Origin of the sequence: Streptomyces sp. SID12501 (assembly GCF_010550245.1) — a bacterium.
In the GTDB taxonomy this organism is placed as follows: domain Bacteria; phylum Actinomycetota; class Actinomycetes; order Streptomycetales; family Streptomycetaceae; genus Streptomyces.
On the sequence record NZ_JAAGLU010000053.1, the window covers coordinates 25,376 to 44,486 of the forward strand.

Below are 19,111 nucleotides of genomic sequence, written 5' to 3' on the forward strand. Positions count from 1 at the left end.
CCCGCGCTGTAGGGCGCGTCCGCGCTCATGCCGAAGGCCCCGTCGCTGTCCTGGGGTAGGACGGTGGACGGGGCCCTCGGACGGAACGTTCTGATTGGCTTCACGCCCGCGTGGCGAACGCAGGTCGTGCGTGGAGCCGGGGTTGCCGGGTGGGAGCGGGAGAGAGGGCCCGCTGGGTCCTTCCGGCGGTTGGATCAGATCAAGGAGAGAGCGGTTCAGCCCTTGAGGGTGGCGACCTTGGAAGCAAGCGCCGACTTCTTGTTGGCGGCCTGGTTCTTGTGGATGACACCCTTCGCGACGGCCTTGTCGAGCTGACGCGAGGCAGCGCGCTGAGCCTCGGTGGCCTTCTCGACGTCACCGGCGGCAGCGGCCTCGCGGGCCTTGCGGACCGCGGTCTTCAGGGAGGACTTGACGGCCTTGTTGCGCAGCCGGGCCTTCTCGTTGGTCTTGATCCGCTTGATCTGGGACTTGATGTTCGCCACGAATGAGCCTTTTCAGGTTCAGGCGCACGAGGTCATGCCTCACACGCCGTTTGATTGCTTCTTTGTTTCACTGCGTTCTGCTGCGTTTCACCGCACGTGTGTCTCCTGCTGAGAGGGCATGAGACACAACGATCCAGGCTACCAGCCGCCTTCCGGACAGCCCAATCCGGCTGTCGGGCCCCCGGTCGGGGACTCGGCCGGACCGTGCGAAACCGACCAAACCGGTCCCTGCTCCCCGCCCGTGGGACCATGGAGCCTACGTATCGATCCGACCCGAGACCGCAGACACTGCGGACGCCTCAAGAATCAGGACCCTGCGTGCCCGCGATCCCTAGCCATGTGCCCGAGCCGAGCCGTACCGACCCGGCGCTGCTCCGCAACTTCTGCATCATCGCGCACATCGACCACGGCAAGTCCACGCTCGCCGACCGGATGCTCCAGCTCACTGGCGTGGTGGATGCGCGGCAGATGCGCGCCCAGTACCTCGACCGCATGGACATCGAGCGCGAGCGCGGCATCACGATCAAGTCCCAGGCGGTGCGCCTGCCGTGGGCCCCGACCGACGGGGACGGTCAGGCCAGGACTCACGTCCTGAACATGATCGACACCCCGGGACATGTCGACTTCACGTACGAGGTCTCGCGGTCGCTCGCAGCCTGCGAGGGCACCGTTCTCCTCGTCGACGCGGCCCAGGGCATCGAGGCCCAGACCCTCGCCAACCTGTACCTGGCGATGGAGAACGAGCTCACCATCGTCCCGGTGCTGAACAAGATCGACCTGCCGGCCGCCCAGCCGGAGAAGTTCTCCGAGGAACTCGCCAACCTCATCGGCTGCCAGCCCGAGGACGTGCTCAAGGTCTCGGCGAAGACCGGCATCGGTGTGGACGCGCTCCTGAACCGGGTCGTCCGCGACGTCCCGGCCCCGGTCGGCGTCAAGGACGCGCCCGCCCGCGCGATGATCTTCGACTCGGTCTACGACTCCTACCGGGGTGTGGTCACCTATGTCCGCGTCATCGACGGGCAGCTCAACAAGCGCGAGCGCATCAAGATGATGTCGACCGGCGCCACCCACGAGCTCCTCGAGATCGGCGTCTCGTCCCCCGAGATGACCTCGGCCGACGGCATCGGCGTCGGCGAGGTGGGCTACATCATCACCGGCGTGAAGGACGTCCGTCAGTCCAAGGTCGGTGACACGATCACCAGCAAGGAGAAGGGCGCCACCGAGGCCCTCGGCGGGTACAAGGACCCCAAGCCGATGGTCTTCTCGGGCCTCTATCCGCTGGACGGCTCGGACTACCCCGACCTCCGCGAGGCGCTGGACAAGCTCCAGCTCAACGACGCCGCCCTGGTCTACGAACCGGAGACCTCCGCGGCCCTCGGGTTCGGCTTCCGCGTCGGCTTCCTCGGCCTGCTGCACCTCGACGTCATCCGTGAGCGCCTGGAGCGCGAGTTCAACCTCGAACTCATCGCCACCGCGCCCAACGTGGTCTACCGCGTGATCATGGAGGACGGGAAGGAGCACACGGTCACCAACCCGAGCGAGTTCCCCGAAGGCAAGATCGACAAGGTCTTCGAGCCGGTCGTCCGGGCCACGGTCCTCGCCCCCAGCGAGTTCATCGGCTCGATCATGGAGCTCTGCCAGACCCGCCGCGGCACCCTTCTCGGCATGGACTACCTCTCCGAGGACCGGGTCGAGATCCGTTACACGCTCCCCCTCGCCGAGATCGTCTTCGACTTCTTCGACAACCTGAAGTCCAAGACCCGCGGCTACGCCTCCCTGGACTACGAGCCCACCGGAGAGCAGGACGCTCAGCTGGTGAAGGTCGACATCCTGCTGCACGGCGACCGCGTCGACGCCTTCTCCGCCGTCACGCACAAGGACGCGGCCTACGCGTACGGCGTACGGCTCGTTGCCAAGCTGCGTGAGTTGATCCCGCGCCAGGCCTTCGAGATCCCCATCCAGGCGGCCATCGGGTCGCGGGTCATCGCCCGCGAGACCATCCGCGCCATCCGCAAGGATGTTCTCGCCAAGTGCTACGGCGGTGACATCTCGCGTAAGCGGAAGCTGCTGGAGAAGCAGAAGGAGGGCAAGAAGCGGATGAAGATGGTGGGCTCTGTGGAGGTTCCGCAGGACGCCTTCATCGCCGTCCTGTCGAGCGACGAGAACGCGGGGTCGGGCAAGGGCAAGAAGTAGCCGACACCGGCCCGTGGGAATCGGGACGAAGGGGGCCCGGCGCGTGGGAACGCGGCGGGCCCCCTTCGTGTGCGTACCGTCGGGCCTGCGGGAAGGGAGGGGAAGCGAACAGTCGCTCTCTGTAGGAAGTGACAGGCCGTCGCCCCTTACGCGCCGGGCGGTCGCGCCTTACTCTGATCTCTGCTCGGTAGTTACTCGCGAGTCACTCAGGTTCGCCTCGTGATGTGCAAGTCGGTCACACCCCCGCTGACCTGCTTTTCTGCTGGGGGTCCGGGGGCCGTCCCCCGGGAAGACGCAGTAACAACAGCCGCAAATGAGCCAGCCGCCGCACTGCCGCGGGCCCCGGAGGATGTCGTGAGCGACACACAGACCTTGATCGAGAACCGTCCGCCGTCCGTCGCCGGTCTTTTCCTGGACCGCGTGGCTGCCACGCCGGACGCCGAGGCCTACCGCTACCCGGTACCCCCGGCCGCCGGTGAGGGCCCCGACGACTGGAAGTCGCTGACCTGGGCGCAGACCGCCGAACGCGTCTATGCCATTGCCGCAGGCCTCATCGAACTGGGCGTACAGCCGGAGGAGCGCGTCGCGCTCGCCTCCGCGACCCGCGTCGAGTGGATCCTCGGTGACCTGGGCATCATGTGCGCAGGCGCCGCCACGACCACGGTGTATCCGCAGACCAACACCGACGAGTCGGCCTTCATCCTCTCCGACTCCGGCAGCAAGGTGCTGATCGCCGAGGACGTGACCCAGCTCGCCAAGGTGCGGGAGAAGCGCGCCGAGCTGCCCGAACTCACCCACGTCGTGGTCATCGACCCGGCCGGTGTCGAGACGGGCGAGGGGGTGCTGACCCTCGCCGAGCTGGAGCAGCGCGGTGCCGCGTATCTGGAGAAGCACCCGGACCTGATCAAGGAGCGGGTCGGGGCCATCACGAAGGACCAGCTCGCGACCCTCATCTACACCTCGGGTACGACGGGCCGCCCCAAGGGGGTCCGGCTGCCGCACGACAACTGGTCGTACATGGCGAAGGCGATCGCCGCGACCGGGCTGGTGGGCGCGGAAGACGTTCAGTACCTGTGGCTGCCGCTGGCGCACGTGTTCGGCAAGGTGCTGACCTCCGGTCAGATCGAGGTCGGGCACGTCACCGCCGTCGACGGCCGGGTCGACAAGATCATCGAGAACCTTCCGGTCGTGCGGCCGACGTACATGGCCGCCGTGCCGCGCATCTTCGAGAAGGTCTACAACGGGATCGCGGCCAAGGCGCGGGCCGGTGGCGGCGCCAAGTACAAGATCTTCCAGTGGGCCTCCGAGGTCGCCCGCGAGTACGCCAAGGCCGGCCAGGACAACTTCCGGCGCACCGGCACCGCCTCCGTGCCGTTCGCCCTCTCCGCGAAGCACAAGGTCGCCGACGCGCTCGTCTTCGCCAAGATCCGCGAGGCCTTCGGCGGCAACCTGCGCGCCTGCGTCTCCGGATCGGCCGCCCTCGCACCCGAGATCGGCTTCTTCTTCGCCGGTGCCGGCATCCACATCCTGGAGGGCTACGGCCTCACCGAGTCCTCCGCCGCCTCCTTCATCAACCCCGGAGAGGCCTACCGCACCGGCACGGTCGGCAAGCCGTTCCCCGGCAGCGAGGTGCGTATCGCGGACGACGGCGAGATCCTGCTGCGCGGGCCCGGCATCATGGAGGGCTACCACGGCCTGCCCGAGAAGACCGCCGAGGTGCTGGAGTCCGACGGCTGGTTCCACACGGGCGACATCGGTGAGCTGTCTCCCGACGGCTATCTGCGGATCACCGACCGCAAGAAGGACCTCATCAAGACGTCCAGCGGCAAGTACATCGCGCCCGCCGAGGTCGAGGGACAGTTCAAGGGGGTCTGCCCGTACGTCTCCAACATCCTCGTCCACGGCGCCGACCGGAACTTCTGCACGGCCCTCATCGCGCTCGACGAGCCGTCGATCCTGGGCTGGGCGAAGGACAACGGGCTCGAGGGGAAGTCGTACGCGGAGGTTGTCGCCGCGCCGGGGACGGTGGCTCTCATCGAGGGCTACGTCAAGGAGCTCAACGGGGGGCTTCAGCGGTGGCAGACCATCAAGAAGTTCCGGTTGTTGCCGCGGGACCTTGATATCGAGCATGGCGAGATCACGCCGAGCCTGAAGCTGAAGCGTCCGGTTGTCGAGCGGGAGTACAAGCATCTGATCGACGAGATGTACGCGGGGTCGCGCGAGGCGTAGCGCGGAAGCGGAGGGGCGGGGGGCTGGTGGCGGCTGCGGGTCCGTCGTGCGCTTGTCGCGCGCGGTGGCGGAGCCGCCACCAGCCCCCCGCCCCTGGGGCCCGGACAGTCGGCCCCCGTCTGCCAGGTGACCCAGTGCCCGCACCCGTTCCCTCGTCGGTGAAGGCGAAGAGCTGAACGGGCATGGCGTTGACCGGTCGGGTCACATCACATCCCGTCAACTGCCCGACAGGCGCTGAACTTTGGCGTGTCCGCCGTCGGACCGTGGCCGGGTTTCGGCGCTTTCGCGAAGTCGACTTCCCGGGCCGTTGTCGTCGGGGCGAGCAGTCGACGTAGATCGGATGCCCGAATCTGTCCGTCTTAGAGCACTTCCGTATCACTGTTCTCGCTTATGCGGCTCACTTCGTAACTCGGCGCTTATGGGCGTGGTCGGTCTGTCACTCTGTCCGCGTCCACTGAGGTGTATTCGTACGAGCTGCCCGGGGAGTTGCCCATGGGGGTCATTCCGACGCAACGGGAGACCGTGTCCCGTGCGCCGTCCCGTGCGCCCGCCACGCCCGCGCGTTGGGGCGTGGACCGGCGTGCGGTCGTGCACGCCACGCTCGGTGGCGGCCCCCTCGCGCCGGGCGCCGCCCGTGGCCTCGTACGCGCCGCCCTCGCCGAATGGGCCCGGCTCGGCCTGCCCGGCGCCGCTGCCCTGTCCGACCGGCTCACCGGCGACGCCATGGTGGTCGTCAGCGAACTCGTCACCAACGCCGTCGTCCACGCGGGGACGGACGTGGAGCTGCAGTGCCGCCTGGAGACGCCGGACGAACCGGAGGGGGAGAGGGAGAGGGGAGCGGGGGAAGAGGAGGAGGCGGGCGTCGGTGTCGCGCTAGTCGTCGAGGTGTCCGATCACCATCCCTCCCGCGCGCCCCGGGACGGCGGTGTCGAACTCCCTTACGACATACCGGAGTACGGGCGTGGCCTGCGCCTCGTATCCGTACTCGCCGAGGCCTGGGGTGTCACCTACCGCACCGGCATCAAGACCGTCTGGGCGCGGCTGCCCGCCGAAGGCATGACGGTCGACGACGACCTCGACCCGTACGCCGGCACCCAGGCCCTCGGGCACGGGTTACGGGTCGCCGAGAACCTCGCTCCCGAGCCGCAGCGCGGCCCGTGCGACCAGGAGTGGCTCAATCACGGCGCCCTCTCCTTCCTCGCCGAGGCCTCCGACCTGCTCGCCGGGCAGCTCGACGAGGACCTCGTCGCCGCGCTCACCGGACAGCTCCTCGTGCCGCGCCTCGCCGACTGGTGCGCGGTGTGGCTGGAGGACGAGTCCATGGGACGCGGCAGCTGGGGCGACGGAGGCGGAGGTGGCGGCGGGGACGGGGGATACACCGGGCCCGGGCCGCGGCTCGCCCGGGTCTGGCACGGCAGCGAGGACCGTATCGAGGAGCTGCGCCGCGCCCTGGAGAAGGACCCGCCGCGCCCGCCCGACACCACCAGAACCGGGCCGGTCGCCGTGCCCTGGCCCGGTGAGGCGCTCGGCGGGCGCGGGGAGAGCGGTTCCGCGCTCGCCTACCGGCTGGTCGCGGGCGGCCGGCCGCTCGGCACGCTGGTCATCGGGCGGGCCGGGACGATCCGCTTCCCCGACGAGGTCACCGGCCTGGTCGAGGATCTCAGCCGCCGCGTCGCGCTCGCCATCGGCGCCGCCCGCCAGTACGCCCGCCAGGCCACCATCAGCCGGATCCTCCAGCGCGGGCTGCTGCCCGGCGCCGTCGCCGAGATCCCGGGCGTCAGCAGCGCCCTCGTCTACGAACCCTGCGACAAGGGCGGGCCCAGCGGCGACTTCTACGACCTCTTCCCGGCCGGCGACGGCCGCTGGTGCTTCGCCGTCGGCGACGTCCAGGGCAAGGGTCCGGAGGCCGCCGTGGTGATCGGCCTCGCCCGCCCCTGGCTGCGGCTGCTCGCCCGTGAGGGCTACCGCGTCGCCGACGTCCTCGACCGCCTCAACCAGCTGCTCCTCGACGACGCCACGGAGACGGCGGACGCGGCGGCCCGCGCGCTGGTCGCGGCGGACGTGCGTCCCGCGGTACCGGTGGGGGCGGTGGGTTCGGCCGTCCCCACCGGTGTCGTCGTCCCGGGTGCGGTAAGGCCGGGCGAGGGGCCGCAGACCCGCTTCCTCTCCCTCCTGTACGGCGAACTCGCGCCCTTCGACGGAGGCGTGCGCTGCACGCTCGCCTCCGCCGGACATCCGCTGCCCCTGGTGCTCCGGGCCAGCGGTGAGGTCCGTACGGCCGCCGAACCGCAGACGCTGCTCGGGGTCGTCGAGGACGAGACGTACACGAGCGGGAGCTTCGAACTGCGGCCCGGCGACAGCCTGTTGTGTGTCACCGACGGCGTGACCGAGCGCCGCTGCGGGCCCCGCCAGTTCGACGACGGCGACGGGCTGGCGACCGCCCTGGCCGACTGCGCCGGGCTGAACGCGCAGCTGATCGCGGAACGTATCCGCCGGCTCGTGCACGAGTTCGGGGAGAAGCCGCCGGAGGACGATCTGGCACTGCTGGTGCTGCAGGCGGAAACGCTCGGCGGGTGACCCGTGCCCGGGGAGTCGGGCAGGGCATGGGCCAGGGTGTCGGGTCCGTCGGGCGGGCCCGCCTCGCCGGTGCTGGACAATGGAGGACATGCCCTCCGCACTCCCCGACGGTGAACCCGTCCCCGAAGACGGTGCCCTGCCCGCCCCCGCGCTCGCCGGGGCCGCGGACCGTCCCCTCGGGTTCTACCTCCACGTCCCGTACTGCGCGACCCGCTGCGGCTACTGCGACTTCAACACCTACACGGCGACCGAGCTGCGCGGCACGGGCGGTGTCCTGGCCTCCCGCGACAACTACGCGGACACCCTGACCGACGAGGTACGGCTGGCGCGGAAGGTGCTGGGCGACGATCCGCGCCAGGTCCGCACGGTGTTCGTCGGAGGCGGTACGCCGACTCTCCTGGCCGCCGACGATCTCGTACGGATGCTGCGGTCGATCCGCGACGAGTTCGGCCTCGCGGCGGACGCGGAGGTGACGACGGAGGCGAATCCGGAGTCGGTGGACGAGCGGTATCTGGCCACCCTGCGCGAGGGCGGCTTCAACCGGATCTCGTTCGGGATGCAGAGCGCGAAGCAGCACGTGCTGAAGGTGCTGGACCGTACGCACACGCCGGGGCGCCCCGAGGCGTGTGTCGCGGAGGCGCGGGCCGTCGGGTTCGAACATGTGAACCTCGACCTGATCTACGGCACCCCGGGGGAGTCCGACGACGACTGGCGGGCCTCGCTGGAGGCGGTGCTCGGGGCCGGGCCGGATCACGTCAGCGCGTACGCCCTGATCGTGGAGGAGGGTACGCAGCTGGCTCGGCGTATCCGCCGGGGCGAGGTGCCGATGACCGACGACGACGTGCACGCGGACCGGTATCTGATCGCGGACGAGGTGCTCGGAGCGGCGGGGTACGAGTGGTACGAGGTGTCCAACTGGGCGACTTCGCGGGCTGCCCGGTGCCTCCACAACGAGCTGTACTGGCGCGGCGCCGACTGGTGGGGCGCGGGGCCCGGGGCGCACAGCCATGTCGGGGGCGTGCGGTGGTGGAACGTGAAGCATCCGGGGGCGTACGCCGGGGCGCTGGCGGCGGGGCGGTCGCCGGGGGCGGGGCGTGAGGTGCTGTCGGAGGAGGACCGGCGGGTGGAGCGGATTCTGCTGGAACTGAGGCTGCGGGAGGGTGTGCCGTTGGCGCTGCTGAAGGACGCCGGGCTGGTGGCCGCGGGGCGGGCGTTGGGGGAGGGGTTGCTGGAGGCCGGCCCTTACGGGGAGGGGCGGGCGGTGCTGACGTTGCGGGGGCGGTTGCTGGCGGATGCGGTGGTTCGGGACCTGGTGGACTGAGGGGGCGGTTTCTCGCCCCCGCCGCCCCTACCCGTCCCATCCTGTTCCTGGGGGCTGCCGCCCCCAGACCCCCGCTTCGGCCCTGAAGGGGCCTCGTCCTCAAACGCCGGACGGGCTGGAGGCTCAAGCGCCGGACGGGCTGGAGGGCGGTGCTGTGACGAAGTCGATCAGTTCCTCCACGCGGCCCAGGAGCTCCGGTTCCAGGTCCCGGTACGAACCCACCCGCGCCAGGATCGCCCGCCACACCGCGCCCGTGTTCTCCGGCCAGCCCAGTTGCCTGCACACCCCCGTCTTCCAGTCCTGTCCGTGCGGGATCCGGGGCCACCCCGGGATGCCCAGCGACGCCGGCTTCACGGCCTCCCACACGTCGATGTACGGATGCCCGACGACCAGCGCGTGTTCGCTCGTCACCGACCGTGCGATCCGGAACTCCTTCGTGCCCGGCACCAGGTGGTCCACCAGGATGCCCAGGCGGGCGTCCGGGCCCGGGGCGAACTCGGTCACGATCGCGGGCAGGTCGTCGATGCCCTCCAGGTACTCCACGACCACGCCCTCGACCCGCAGGTCGTCCCCCCACACCTTCTCGACCAGCTCGGCGTCGTGACGCCCCTCGACATAGATCCGCCCCGCACGCGCCACTCGCGCCCGGGCACCGGGAACCGCCACCGACCCGGAAGCGGTACGGGACGGACGTACGGAAGACGCCATCGATGACGGTGACCTGGCGGAGCGTACGAGGGTCACCACCTTGCCCTCCAGCAGGAAGCCGCCCGGCTCCAGCGGGAACACACGGTGTTTGCCGAAGCGGTCCTCCAGGGTGACCGTGCCCGCCTCGCAGCGGATCACCGCGCCGCAGAAGCCCGTACCCGGCTCCTCGACCACCAGGCCGGGATCCGCCGGGACCTGCGGTACGGGCTTGGGCTTCTTCCACGGCGGGGTCAGGTCCGGAGAGTACTGGCGCATTCGGATGACGATAGGAGAAGCGGCCGTGCGGTCAGGCCACCGGCTCCCGCGACACGCCGAAACGGCTTGCCAGGGCGTCCCGTTGGGACCGTACGAACGCCGCGTCCACCACCGCTCCGTGGCCGGGTACGTACAGGGCGTCCTCGCCGCCCAGGGCGAGGAGGCGGTCGAGGGCCGCCGGCCAGCGCGACGGTACGGCGTCGGGGCCCGCCTGGGGTTCGCCCGACTCCTCGACCAGATCGCCGCAGAAGACGACGGTCGGGTCGTCGCCGTTACCGCCACCGGCACCGGGTACGACGACCACCAAATCGTTGCGGGTGTGGCCCGGGCCGACCGCCCTCAGGAGGACTGTCCGGCCGGCGCCCAGTTCGACCTCGACGGCGAGATCCGTCCGGACGCGCTGATGCGGGTCGACCAGGGTGTCCGCGGCCTCCTCCGCCGCCCGGACGTCCAGACCGTTGCGCACCGCGTCCGCGCACAGCGCCTCGCGCCCCGGTTTCCCGAATTCGTTCCCGGCGCCCTCGGTATCCTCCGCACTGTCCGGAGCCAGGACATGCGCACCCGCGAACGCCGCCGCCCCGAAAACATGATCGAAGTGGGGGTGCGTGAGTGCGAGAAAGTCCACACGGCGGCCGGCGAGTTCCTGGGCCTCCAGGCGCAGTTTCGCGCCCTCCGCGAGGCTCGCCCCCGCGTCGATCAGCAGGGCGCCGCCCGGCCCGGTCACCAGCCCCACCGTGCAGTCCCAGACCGGCAACCGGCACCGGCCCACCCCGGCCGCCAGGTGCTCCCAGCCCAGGTCGTCCCACCGTGGCTCTTCCCAAGTCACCTTCATACGGCGACGCTAGCCGGAGAGGGTCACCTGGTGGGCCGGACCGGGTTGCCGTGGGCACGACATCGCAGGACAGGTCGGTACACGTCGGCAGGTCGGCGCAGGCCGCCCTTGCCGGGGGCGTACCCGACAGCCGTACACTGGGCCGGGGAACTCTGGCACTCGCACACGAAGAGTGCCAGGGATGGCCAATGCAGAGTCGAAGAGCCGATGACGGCCCGGGCGGGAGACCGGGTGGCGGGTAGGCGCAACAGGGGACGACAGCAGCTGGAGGTGTGCGCGATGCTCAGTGAACGCAGGCTCGAAGTGCTGCGCGCGATCGTCCAGGACTATGTCGGCACCGAGGAGCCGGTCGGGTCCAAGGCACTCACCGAGCGGCACAACCTCGGCGTCTCACCGGCGACCGTCCGCAACGACATGGCGGCGCTGGAGGACGAGGGCTTCATCGCCCAGCCCCACACCAGCGCCGGGCGCATCCCGACCGAAAAGGGCTACCGGCTCTTCGTCGACAGGCTCGCCGGCGTCAAGCCGATGACGGCGCCCGAGCGGCGCGCCATCCAGAACTTCCTGGACGGCGCTGTCGACCTCGACGATGTCGTGGGGCGGACAGTGCGACTGCTCGCCCAGCTGACGCGGCAGGTCGCCGTCGTGCAGTATCCGTCGCTCACCCGGTCGACCGTCCGGCACGTGGAGCTGCTCTCGCTCGCTCCCGCACGCGTGATGCTCGTGCTGATCACGGACACCGGCCGCGTGGAGCAGCGGATGATCGACTGCCCGGCGCCTTTCGGGGAGACGTCTCTGGCGGATCTACGCGCGCGGCTCAACAGCCGGGTCGCGGGCCGCCGGTTCGCGGACGTGCCGCAGCTCGTGCAGGACCTCCCGGACGCCTTCGAGGCGGAGGACCGGGGTGTGGTCGCGACGGTGCTCTCCACACTTCTGGAGACGCTCGTCGAGGAGGCCGAGGAGCGGCTGATGATCGGCGGAACCGCCAATCTCACCCGCTTCGGACATGACTTTCCCCTCACTATCCGGCCGGTACTGGAAGCTTTGGAGGAACAGGTCGTACTTCTCAAACTCCTTGGTGAGGCCGGGGATTCGAGCATGACCGTACGAATCGGTCACGAGAACAAATATGAGGGACTCAACTCAACGTCCGTCGTGTCGGTCGGCTACGGTTCGGGCGGCGAGGCAGTCGCCAAGCTCGGCGTGGTCGGACCGACCCGCATGGATTACCCGGGAACGATGGGAGCGGTACGCGCAGTGGCACGGTACGTCGGACAGATCCTGGCGGAGTCCTAAGTGGCCACGGACTACTACGCCGTACTCGGCGTGCGCCGCGACGCGTCCCAGGACGAGATCAAGAAGGCGTTCAGGAGGCTCGCCCGCGAGCTGCACCCGGACGTCAACCCCGATCCGAAGACGCAGGAGCGGTTCAAGGAGATCAACGCCGCGTACGAGGTGTTGTCGGACCCGCAGAAGAAGCAGGTCTACGACCTCGGCGGTGACCCCCTCTCGCAGGCGGGCGGTGGCGCGGGCGGCTTCGGAGCCGGTGGCTTCGGGAACTTCTCGGACATCATGGACGCGTTCTTCGGAACGGCGTCCCAGCGGGGGCCGAGGTCGCGTACGCGGCGCGGCCAGGACGCGATGATCCGGCTCGACATCGAGCTCGACGAAGCCGCCTTCGGGACCACCAAGGACATCCAGGTCGACACGGCCGTGGTGTGCGCCACCTGTAGTGGTGAGGGTGCGGCGCCGGGGACCTCGGCCCAGACCTGCGACATGTGTCGCGGGCGGGGTGAGGTGTCCCAGGTGACGCGGTCCTTCCTGGGCCAGGTCATGACGTCCCGTCCCTGCCCGCAGTGTCAGGGCTTCGGGACCGTCGTCCCGACGCCGTGCCCCGAGTGCGCCGGTGACGGGCGGGTGCGGTCGCGCCGGACGCTCACCGTGAAGATCCCCGCGGGGGTCGACAACGGTACGAGGATCCAGCTCGCCGGTGAGGGTGAGGTGGGGCCCGGTGGTGGTCCCGCCGGTGACCTGTACGTCGAGATCCACGAGCTGCCGCACTCGCAGTTCCAGCGGCGCGGGGACGACCTGCACTGCACGGTGACTCTGCCGATGACGGCGGCGTCGTTGGGCACCAAGGTGCCGCTGGAGACGCTCGACGGGCTGGAGGAGGTCGACATCCGTCCGGGCACACAGTCCGGGCAGTCGATTCCGCTGCACGGGCGAGGGGTTACGCATCTCCGGGGCGGTGGGCGTGGTGATCTCCTGGTGCATGTCGAGGTCATGACTCCTTCGAAGCTTGATCCCGAGCAGGAGCGGTTGCTGCGGGAGCTGGCGAAGCTGCGGGGTGAGGAGCGGCCCACGGGGCAGTTCCAGCCTGGACAGCAGGGGTTGTTCTCGCGGTTGAAGGACGCGTTCAACGGGCGCTGAGGGAGTTGAGGGAGGGGGCGGGCTCTCTGGGAGCTGCGCCCCCGGACCCCTCTTCAGCGCTGAAGGGGCAAGTCAGGGGCCTGATTCGGACTTGTGGTGGGGACGTGACAACATGCCGTCATGTCGTCCTCCGCGCTGACCGATCTCTTCCCTCACCCGATCGTGCAGGCCCCCATGGCGGGCGGCGTCTCCGTCCCGCAGCTCGCCGGTGCCGTCGCCGAAGCGGGCGGGCTCGGGTTCCTCGCCGCGGGGTACAAGACCGCGGACGGGATGTACCAGGAGATCAAGAAGTTGCGCGGGCTCACCGGTCGGCCGTTCGGCGTGAACCTGTTCATGCCGCAGCCCGAATATGCCGACCCCGCCGCCGTCGAGGTCTACGCCCACCAGCTCGCCGGTGAGGCCACCTGGTACGACACCGAGCTCGGCGACCCGGACGGCGGACGCGACGACGGCTACGACGCCAAGCTCGCCGTACTCCTCGACAATCCGGTCCCGGTCGTCTCCTTCCACTTCGGGGTGCCCAGCAGCGACGTACTGGACTCCCTCCGCCGCGCCGGCACCCTCACCCTGGTCACCGCGACCACCGCCGAGGAGGCCCTCGCCGTACAGCGGGCCGGGGCCGACGCGGTGATCGTGCAGGGCGTCGAGGCCGGTGGTCACCAAGGCACCCATCGTGACAACCCCGAGGCGGACGGCTCCGCCATCGGGCTGCTCTCCCTCATCGCCCAGGTCCGCGAGACCGTCGACCTCCCCCTCGTCGCCGCCGGCGGGCTCATGCGCGGCAGCCAGATCGCCGCCGTCCTCGCCGCCGGCGCGAGCGCCGCCCAGCTCGGCACCGCCTTCCTCGCCACCCCGGAATCCGGCGCCCACGCCCTGCACAAGCAGGCGTTGACCAACCCCCTCTTCGTCCGTACGGAGCTGACGCGCGCGTTCTCCGGCCGGCCCGCCCGGGGGCTGGTGAACCGTTTCCTGCGCGAGCACGGCCCGTACGCCCCCGCCGCCTACCCCGAGGTCCACCACCTCACCTCGCCGCTCCGCAAGAAGGCCGCCGCGTCCGGCGACGCGCAGGGCATGGCGCTGTGGGCGGGGCAGGGGCACCGGATGGTCCGTGAGCTTCCGGCGGGGGAGCTGGTGGCTGTGCTGGCGGCCGAGATCGAGGCCGCGCGCCTCGCGTTGGTGGGCGGGGGCGAGTGCTTGTGACCGCCCCTGTCTTCGTCGTCGAGAGTTTCCCCCCGCACCTTTCCGCCACCGCCGGCGGGCAGTACGTCCTGGACGGGGCCGAAGGGCGCCACGCCGTCTCCGTGAAGCGGATGCGGGCCGGTGAGACCGTCGTCCTCACCGACGGGGCCGGGCGCTGGGCGGAGGGCGAGGTCGTCGCCGCCGAGGGCAAGGACCAACTGGTTCTGCGACTCGGGGTGGTGGCCGAGGAAGCCGCGGAGTCTCCTCGTATCACCGTCGTCCAGGCTCTTCCCAAGGGCGACCGGGGTGAGTTGGCCGTCGAGACGATGACCGAGACCGGCGTCGACGCCATCGTTCCCTGGGCCGCCTCACGGTGTGTCACACAGTGGCGGGGGGACCGTGGGCTGAAGGCGCTCGCCAAGTGGCGGGCCACCGCCAGGGAAGCCGGCAAGCAGTCCCGCCGGGTGCGCTTCCCGGAGATCGCGGACGCCGCGTCGAGCAAGCAGGTCGCCGCGCTGCTCGCCAGGGCCGACTTCGCCGCCGTACTGCACGAGGACCGCGAGTACGGCAGTGCCGCGCTCGCGACCGCCGGGCTCCCCTCCACCGGCGAGATCGTGCTGGTCGTCGGCCCCGAAGGAGGCGTCTCCCCCGAGGAGTTGGCCCTCTTCGAGGAGGCGGGGGCGAAGGCGTACCGACTCGGCGCCAGTGTGCTGCGTACCTCCACCGCCGGTACCGCCGCGACGGCGCTGCTGCTCGGCCGTACGGGTCGCTGGTCCTGACCTCGTTCCCCCGTACGGCAGTTGGTCCTCCGGCGATTCTTCGCGAAGTTGCTTGCGCGCATGTCCGTATACGCCCTTCCGCGTTGGGCGGGACGGTGGCAGGCTGCCCTTCCATGGTGGCTTTGAGGCGGATTCGGCTTCGGTCGCGCGGGCGACGCACGGCGGTCGCGGTGGCCGGACTCGTGGTGGCCGTCGCGGGTGGTGTCGTCGCCTGTGATCCCGGTGGGCTCGGTTCGACCACCGTGGCCTACACCACCGACCAGACGATGACGAAGGAGCTGGAGCGGCGGAACGTCGGCGTCCAGTGGCTCACCTGCACGGCCTCGGTCAACAACGGCAACAAGGCCTCCGCGTCCGGGAGTTCGCCCTCGCCGAGCGAGAACACCTACGCCGACGTCGACTGTCAGGGCAAGACCACGGACGGCAAGGACATCACCGTCGCCGGCAAGGTGACGCGCGCAGTCAACGGCAGGTGCGTACGCGGGAACCTCACCGTCAAGATCGACGGCAAGCAGTGGCTCCGCGTCAGCGGCCTCGGCAACTGCGACGTGCCCAGCACCCCGACCCGCACCACGCCCGCCACCTGGAAGCCGTCGGACAACGGACAGCCCGGGCCGACCGTGACCGTCACCGTGACGAGGACCATCTGGTGCCAGGAGAACCCGAACTGCCTGCCCGTCGAGGGCAAATGAGCGGGTGAACAGAGCACCGGGGTCTTGGCCGGTTGTGCACGAAGTGATCCAAACCTCTGTCCGGGGGCGGGCTCGGTGCCTAGGGTGATCGGGTGACTCAGCCCTCTTCGCCTGCGTATCTCCGGTTTCCGCATCTGCATGGCGACCTGGTCGCCTTCACCGCCGAGGACGACGTCTGGGTCGCCCCGCTCGACGGCGGCCGGGCCTGGCGCGTCAGCGCGGACAACGTACCGGTGAACCATCCCCGTATCTCCCCGGACGGCACCCGCCTCGCCTGGACCTCCACCCGGGACGGCGCACCCGAGGTGCATGTCGCCCCGATCGACGGCGGGTCCACCAACCGGCTCACCTACTGGGGCAGTTCGAAGACCCAGGTGCGCGGCTGGACCCCGGACGGACGGGTCCTCGCCATCAGCACCCAGGGACAGGCCAGCCTGCGCCGCTCCTGGGCCCGGGCCGTGCCCCTCGACGGCGGTCCGGCAACTGTCCTGCCGTACGGGCCCGTCGGCGATGTCGCACACGGTCCGGCGACCGTTCTCCTCTCCGCTCCGATGGGGCGTGAGGCCGCCTGGTGGAAGCGGTACCGGGGCGGTACGGCAGGAAAGCTGTGGATCGATCGGCAGGGGGACGGCGAGTTCGTACGGCTGCATCCCGACCTCGACGGGAACCTCGAATACCCGGTGTGGGTCGGGGAGCGCATCGCCTTCCTGTCCGATCACGAGGGGGTCGGGGCGCTGTACTCGTCCCTGGCCGACGGGTCCGGCCTGCGGCGGCACACCCCGATCGACAGCTTCTACGCCCGGCACGCCGCGAGCGACGGCAGCCGTGTCGTGTACTCCTCCGCCGGTGAACTGTGGCTCCTCGACGACCTGGACGGGGCCGAGCCGCGTCGGCTCGACATCCGGCTCGGCGGGCAGCGCGTCGACCTGCAGCCCCATCCCGTGAGCGCCTCCCGGTGGTTCGGGTCCGGCGCCCCCGACCACACCGGGCGTGGCAGTGCCATCGGGGTGCGCGGGGCCGTGCACTGGGTCACCCACCGGTCCGGTCCCGCCCGTGTCCTCGCCTCCGGGCACGGCGTACGGGCCAGGCTGCCCCGTGCCTTCCGTGTGGACGGCGAGGAGTGGGCCGTGTGGGTGACGGACGCGGAGGGCGACGACGCGCTGGAGTTCGCCCCGGCGACCGGTGTCGCACCGGGGACCACTCCGCGCCGGCTCGCCGCCGGGCAGCTCGGGCGCGTCCTCGGCCTCACCATGGCGCCCGACGGCAGCCGGGCCGCCGTCGCCTCCCACGACGGGCGCGTACTGCTCGTGGAGCGGGAGTCGGGGGAGGTGCGCGAGGTCGACCGCAGCGGCGACGGTGATGTGTCCGGGCTCGCCTTCTCGCCCGATTCGGCGTGGCTGGCCTGGTCCCATCCGGGGCCGCGTCCGCTGCGTCAGCTGAAGATCGCCAACACCACTGATCTGTCCGTGACGGAGGCGACGCCGCTCCGGTTCCGGGACTACTCGCCCGCATTCACCGTCGACGGCAAGCATCTCGTCTTCCTGTCGGCGCGGTCCTTCGACCCCGTCTACGACGAGCACGTGTTCGACCTCGCCTTCGTCGGGGGCTCGCGTCCGCACCTCATCCCCCTTGCCGCGACCACGCCCTCGCCCTTCGGGCCGCAACGGCACGGGCGGCCCTTCGAGGCGCCGGACAAGGACGAGACCCCGGACAGTGAGGGCGCCCCGGTCACCCGTATCGACCTCGACGGGCTCGCCGACCGCATCGTGCCGTTCCCGGTCGAGGCCGCCCGCTACTCCAACCTGCGCGCCGCCAAGGACGGCGTCCTGTGGCTGCGCCACCCGGTGCGCGGAGTCCTCGGCACCTCCAGGGCCACCCCGGACGATCCCGATCCGAAGACCGAACTGGAGCGGTACGACCTCGCCCAGAACCGCATCGAGCACCTCGCCGGGGACGCCGACCACTTCGCCGTCAGCGGCGACGGCAAACGCGTCCTGCTGTGGACCGACGGCAAGCTGAAGGTCGTACCCAGCGACCGGCGCGCCTCGAACGACGACGAGAGCGACACGAACATCACCGTCGACCTGTCGCGCGTACGGCAGAGCGTCGACCCGGCCGTCGAGTGGCGGCAGATGTACGACGAGAACGGTCGCATCATGCGCGACAACTTCTGGCGTGCCGACATGGGCGGCACCGACTGGAACGGCGTCCTCGACCGCTACCGGCCGATCCTCGGACGCGTCGCCACCCACGACGACCTCGTCGACCTTCTCTGGGAGGTCCAGGGCGAGTTGGGCACCTCGCACGCCTACGTCGTCCCGCGCGGCGGACACGGCCACGGCGAGCGGCAGGGCCTCCTCGGCGCCGACATCTCCCGGCACCAGGACGGTCCCCAGGACACGTACCTGTGGCGCGTCGACCGCGTCCTGCCCGCCGAGACCTCCGACCCCGACGGCGTCTCCCCGCTCGCCGCACCCGGCGTCGCGGTACGCCCGGGCGACGCGATCGTCGCGGTCGCCGGACAGCCCGTCGACCCGGTCGCAGGGCCCGGCCCGCTGCTCGTCGGTACGGCGGGCAAGCCCATCGAGCTGACCATCTCGCCGTCCGGCGGCGGTGATCCGCGGCACGTGGTCGTCGTACCCCTCGCGGACGAGGAACCGCTCCGCTACCACGCGTGGGTCGCGGACCGGCGGGCGTACGTCGCCGAGAAGTCCGGCGGGCGGCTCGGCTATCTGCACGTGCCCGACATGCAGGCGCCCGGCTGGGCCCAGATCCACCGCGACCTGCGGATCGAGGTCGCGAAGGAGGGGCTGGTCGTCGACGTCCGGGAGAACCGGGGCGGGCACACGTCCCAGCTGGTCGTCGAGAAGCTGGCGCGGCGGATCGTCGGCTGGAACCTGCCGCGCGGGCTACGGCCGTTCAGCTACCCGGAGGACGCGCCGCGCGGGTCCGTCGTCGCCGTCGCCAACGAGTTCTCGGGCTCGGACGGGGACATCGTGAACGCGGCGATCAAGGCGCTGGGGATCGGTCCTGTGGTCGGTACACGGACGTGGGGCGGGGTGATCGCCATCGACAGCCGGTATCGGCTCGTCGACGGGACGCTCGTCACTCAGCCCAAGTACGCCTTCTGGCTTGAGGGTTATGAGTGGGGCGTCGAGAACCACGGGGTCGATCCCGACGTGGAGGTCGTGCAGACTCCGCAGGATTACGCGGCCGGGCGGGATGTCCAGCTGGACGAGGCGATCCGGCTGGCGCTGGAGTCGCTGGAGGAGCGGCCGGCCAAGAGGGCGCCGGGGTTGCCGGAGCTCTAGACGAGTCATTCCGAATGCTGACGGTGTGTCCGGGAACGCAGACAGGGCGTCCATGATCGTTGTGTGACGAACAACCTGGACGCCCTGCTGACCGCACTGTACGTGAAGATCGACGACGAGATC

General features: G+C 70.5%; 13 protein-coding genes. 10 read left to right on the top strand and 3 right to left on the bottom strand.

Annotated features, from left to right (window positions below; genetic code table 11):
* Positions 1-215: 215 nt before the first annotated feature.
* Positions 216-482: a 30S ribosomal protein S20 gene (gene rpsT, locus G3I71_RS40655; RefSeq protein ID WP_164323163.1), complete on the bottom strand. Its 267-nt coding sequence runs from the start codon at positions 480-482 to the stop codon at positions 216-218.
* 318 nt (positions 483-800) lie between these two features.
* Between rpsT and lepA the strand changes: the two genes are divergently transcribed.
* The 4 genes from lepA (at position 801) to hemW (ending at position 8,802) form a co-directional block, all read left to right on the top strand.
* Complete coding sequence (gene lepA, locus G3I71_RS40660) at positions 801-2,675, top strand: translation elongation factor 4 (protein ID WP_164323164.1); 1,875 nt, start codon at positions 801-803, stop codon at positions 2,673-2,675.
* Positions 2,676-3,029: 354 nt separating this feature from the next.
* Complete coding sequence (locus tag G3I71_RS40665; RefSeq protein ID WP_164323166.1) at positions 3,030-4,904, top strand: AMP-dependent synthetase/ligase; 1,875 nt, start codon at positions 3,030-3,032, stop codon at positions 4,902-4,904.
* 492 nt (positions 4,905-5,396) lie between these two features.
* Positions 5,397-7,481, top strand: a complete 2,085-nt coding sequence (locus tag G3I71_RS40670) for a SpoIIE family protein phosphatase (RefSeq protein WP_203732666.1) — start codon at positions 5,397-5,399, stop codon at positions 7,479-7,481.
* A gap of 88 nt (positions 7,482-7,569) precedes the next feature.
* A complete protein-coding gene (gene hemW, locus G3I71_RS40675) occupies positions 7,570-8,802 on the top strand; it encodes a radical SAM family heme chaperone HemW (protein ID WP_164323169.1) in 1,233 nt (410 codons plus the stop codon).
* A 123-nt stretch (positions 8,803-8,925) separates the two neighbouring features.
* Here the strand turns inward: hemW and G3I71_RS40680 are convergent, their stop codons facing one another.
* Positions 8,926-9,765: a DUF3097 domain-containing protein gene (locus G3I71_RS40680; protein ID WP_164323171.1), complete on the bottom strand. Its 840-nt coding sequence runs from the start codon at positions 9,763-9,765 to the stop codon at positions 8,926-8,928.
* A 31-nt stretch (positions 9,766-9,796) separates the two neighbouring features.
* A complete protein-coding gene (locus tag G3I71_RS40685; protein ID WP_164323173.1) occupies positions 9,797-10,597 on the bottom strand; it encodes an MBL fold metallo-hydrolase in 801 nt (266 codons plus the stop codon).
* Positions 10,598-10,876: 279 nt separating this feature from the next.
* On the opposite strand from G3I71_RS40685, the gene hrcA reads away from it, so the two are divergent.
* The 6 genes from hrcA (at position 10,877) to G3I71_RS40715 (ending at position 18,988) form a co-directional block, all read left to right on the top strand.
* Positions 10,877-11,893, top strand: coding sequence for a heat-inducible transcriptional repressor HrcA (gene hrcA, locus G3I71_RS40690; RefSeq protein WP_164323175.1), 1,017 nt, complete (start codon positions 10,877-10,879; stop codon positions 11,891-11,893).
* The gene (dnaJ, locus tag G3I71_RS40695; protein WP_164323177.1) at positions 11,894-13,027 is read left to right on the top strand and encodes a molecular chaperone DnaJ; all 1,134 of its coding nucleotides are present in this window, start codon (positions 11,894-11,896) and stop codon (positions 13,025-13,027) included. It begins immediately after the preceding gene.
* A 120-nt stretch (positions 13,028-13,147) separates the two neighbouring features.
* The gene (locus G3I71_RS40700) at positions 13,148-14,227 is read left to right on the top strand and encodes a nitronate monooxygenase (protein ID WP_164323179.1); all 1,080 of its coding nucleotides are present in this window, start codon (positions 13,148-13,150) and stop codon (positions 14,225-14,227) included.
* Positions 14,224-14,985 (top strand): 16S rRNA (uracil(1498)-N(3))-methyltransferase, encoded by a 762-nt coding sequence (locus G3I71_RS40705; protein ID WP_164323181.1) that lies wholly within the window; start codon positions 14,224-14,226, stop codon positions 14,983-14,985. Before G3I71_RS40700 ends, G3I71_RS40705 begins: the two co-directional genes overlap by 4 nt.
* A 113-nt stretch (positions 14,986-15,098) precedes the next feature.
* Positions 15,099-15,677 (top strand): hypothetical protein, encoded by a 579-nt coding sequence (locus G3I71_RS40710; protein WP_164323183.1) that lies wholly within the window; start codon positions 15,099-15,101, stop codon positions 15,675-15,677.
* 92 nt (positions 15,678-15,769) lie between these two features.
* Positions 15,770-18,988 carry a S41 family peptidase gene (locus G3I71_RS40715; RefSeq protein WP_164323185.1) on the top strand — a complete coding sequence of 1,073 codons (3,219 nt, stop codon included), beginning with the start codon at positions 15,770-15,772 and terminating at the stop codon, positions 18,986-18,988.
* Positions 18,989-19,111 lie beyond the last annotated feature (123 nt).

What these genes read in the sequence shown, in the direction of transcription:
- G3I71_RS40670 (WP_203732666.1), top strand. Translation starts at nt 5,397, where the DNA reads ATGGGGGTCATTCCGACGCAACGGGAGACCGTGTCCCGTGCGCCGTCC.
- hemW (WP_164323169.1), top strand. Translation starts at nt 7,570, where the DNA reads ATGCCCTCCGCACTCCCCGACGGTGAACCCGTCCCCGAAGACGGTGCC.
- G3I71_RS40680 (WP_164323171.1), bottom strand. Translation starts at nt 9,765, where the DNA reads ATGCGCCAGTACTCTCCGGACCTGACCCCGCCGTGGAAGAAGCCCAAG.
- G3I71_RS40685 (WP_164323173.1), bottom strand. Translation starts at nt 10,597, where the DNA reads ATGAAGGTGACTTGGGAAGAGCCACGGTGGGACGACCTGGGCTGGGAG.
- hrcA (WP_164323175.1), top strand. Translation starts at nt 10,877, where the DNA reads ATGCTCAGTGAACGCAGGCTCGAAGTGCTGCGCGCGATCGTCCAGGAC.
- G3I71_RS40700 (WP_164323179.1), top strand. Translation starts at nt 13,148, where the DNA reads ATGTCGTCCTCCGCGCTGACCGATCTCTTCCCTCACCCGATCGTGCAG.
- G3I71_RS40710 (WP_164323183.1), top strand. Translation starts at nt 15,099, where the DNA reads ATGGTGGCTTTGAGGCGGATTCGGCTTCGGTCGCGCGGGCGACGCACG.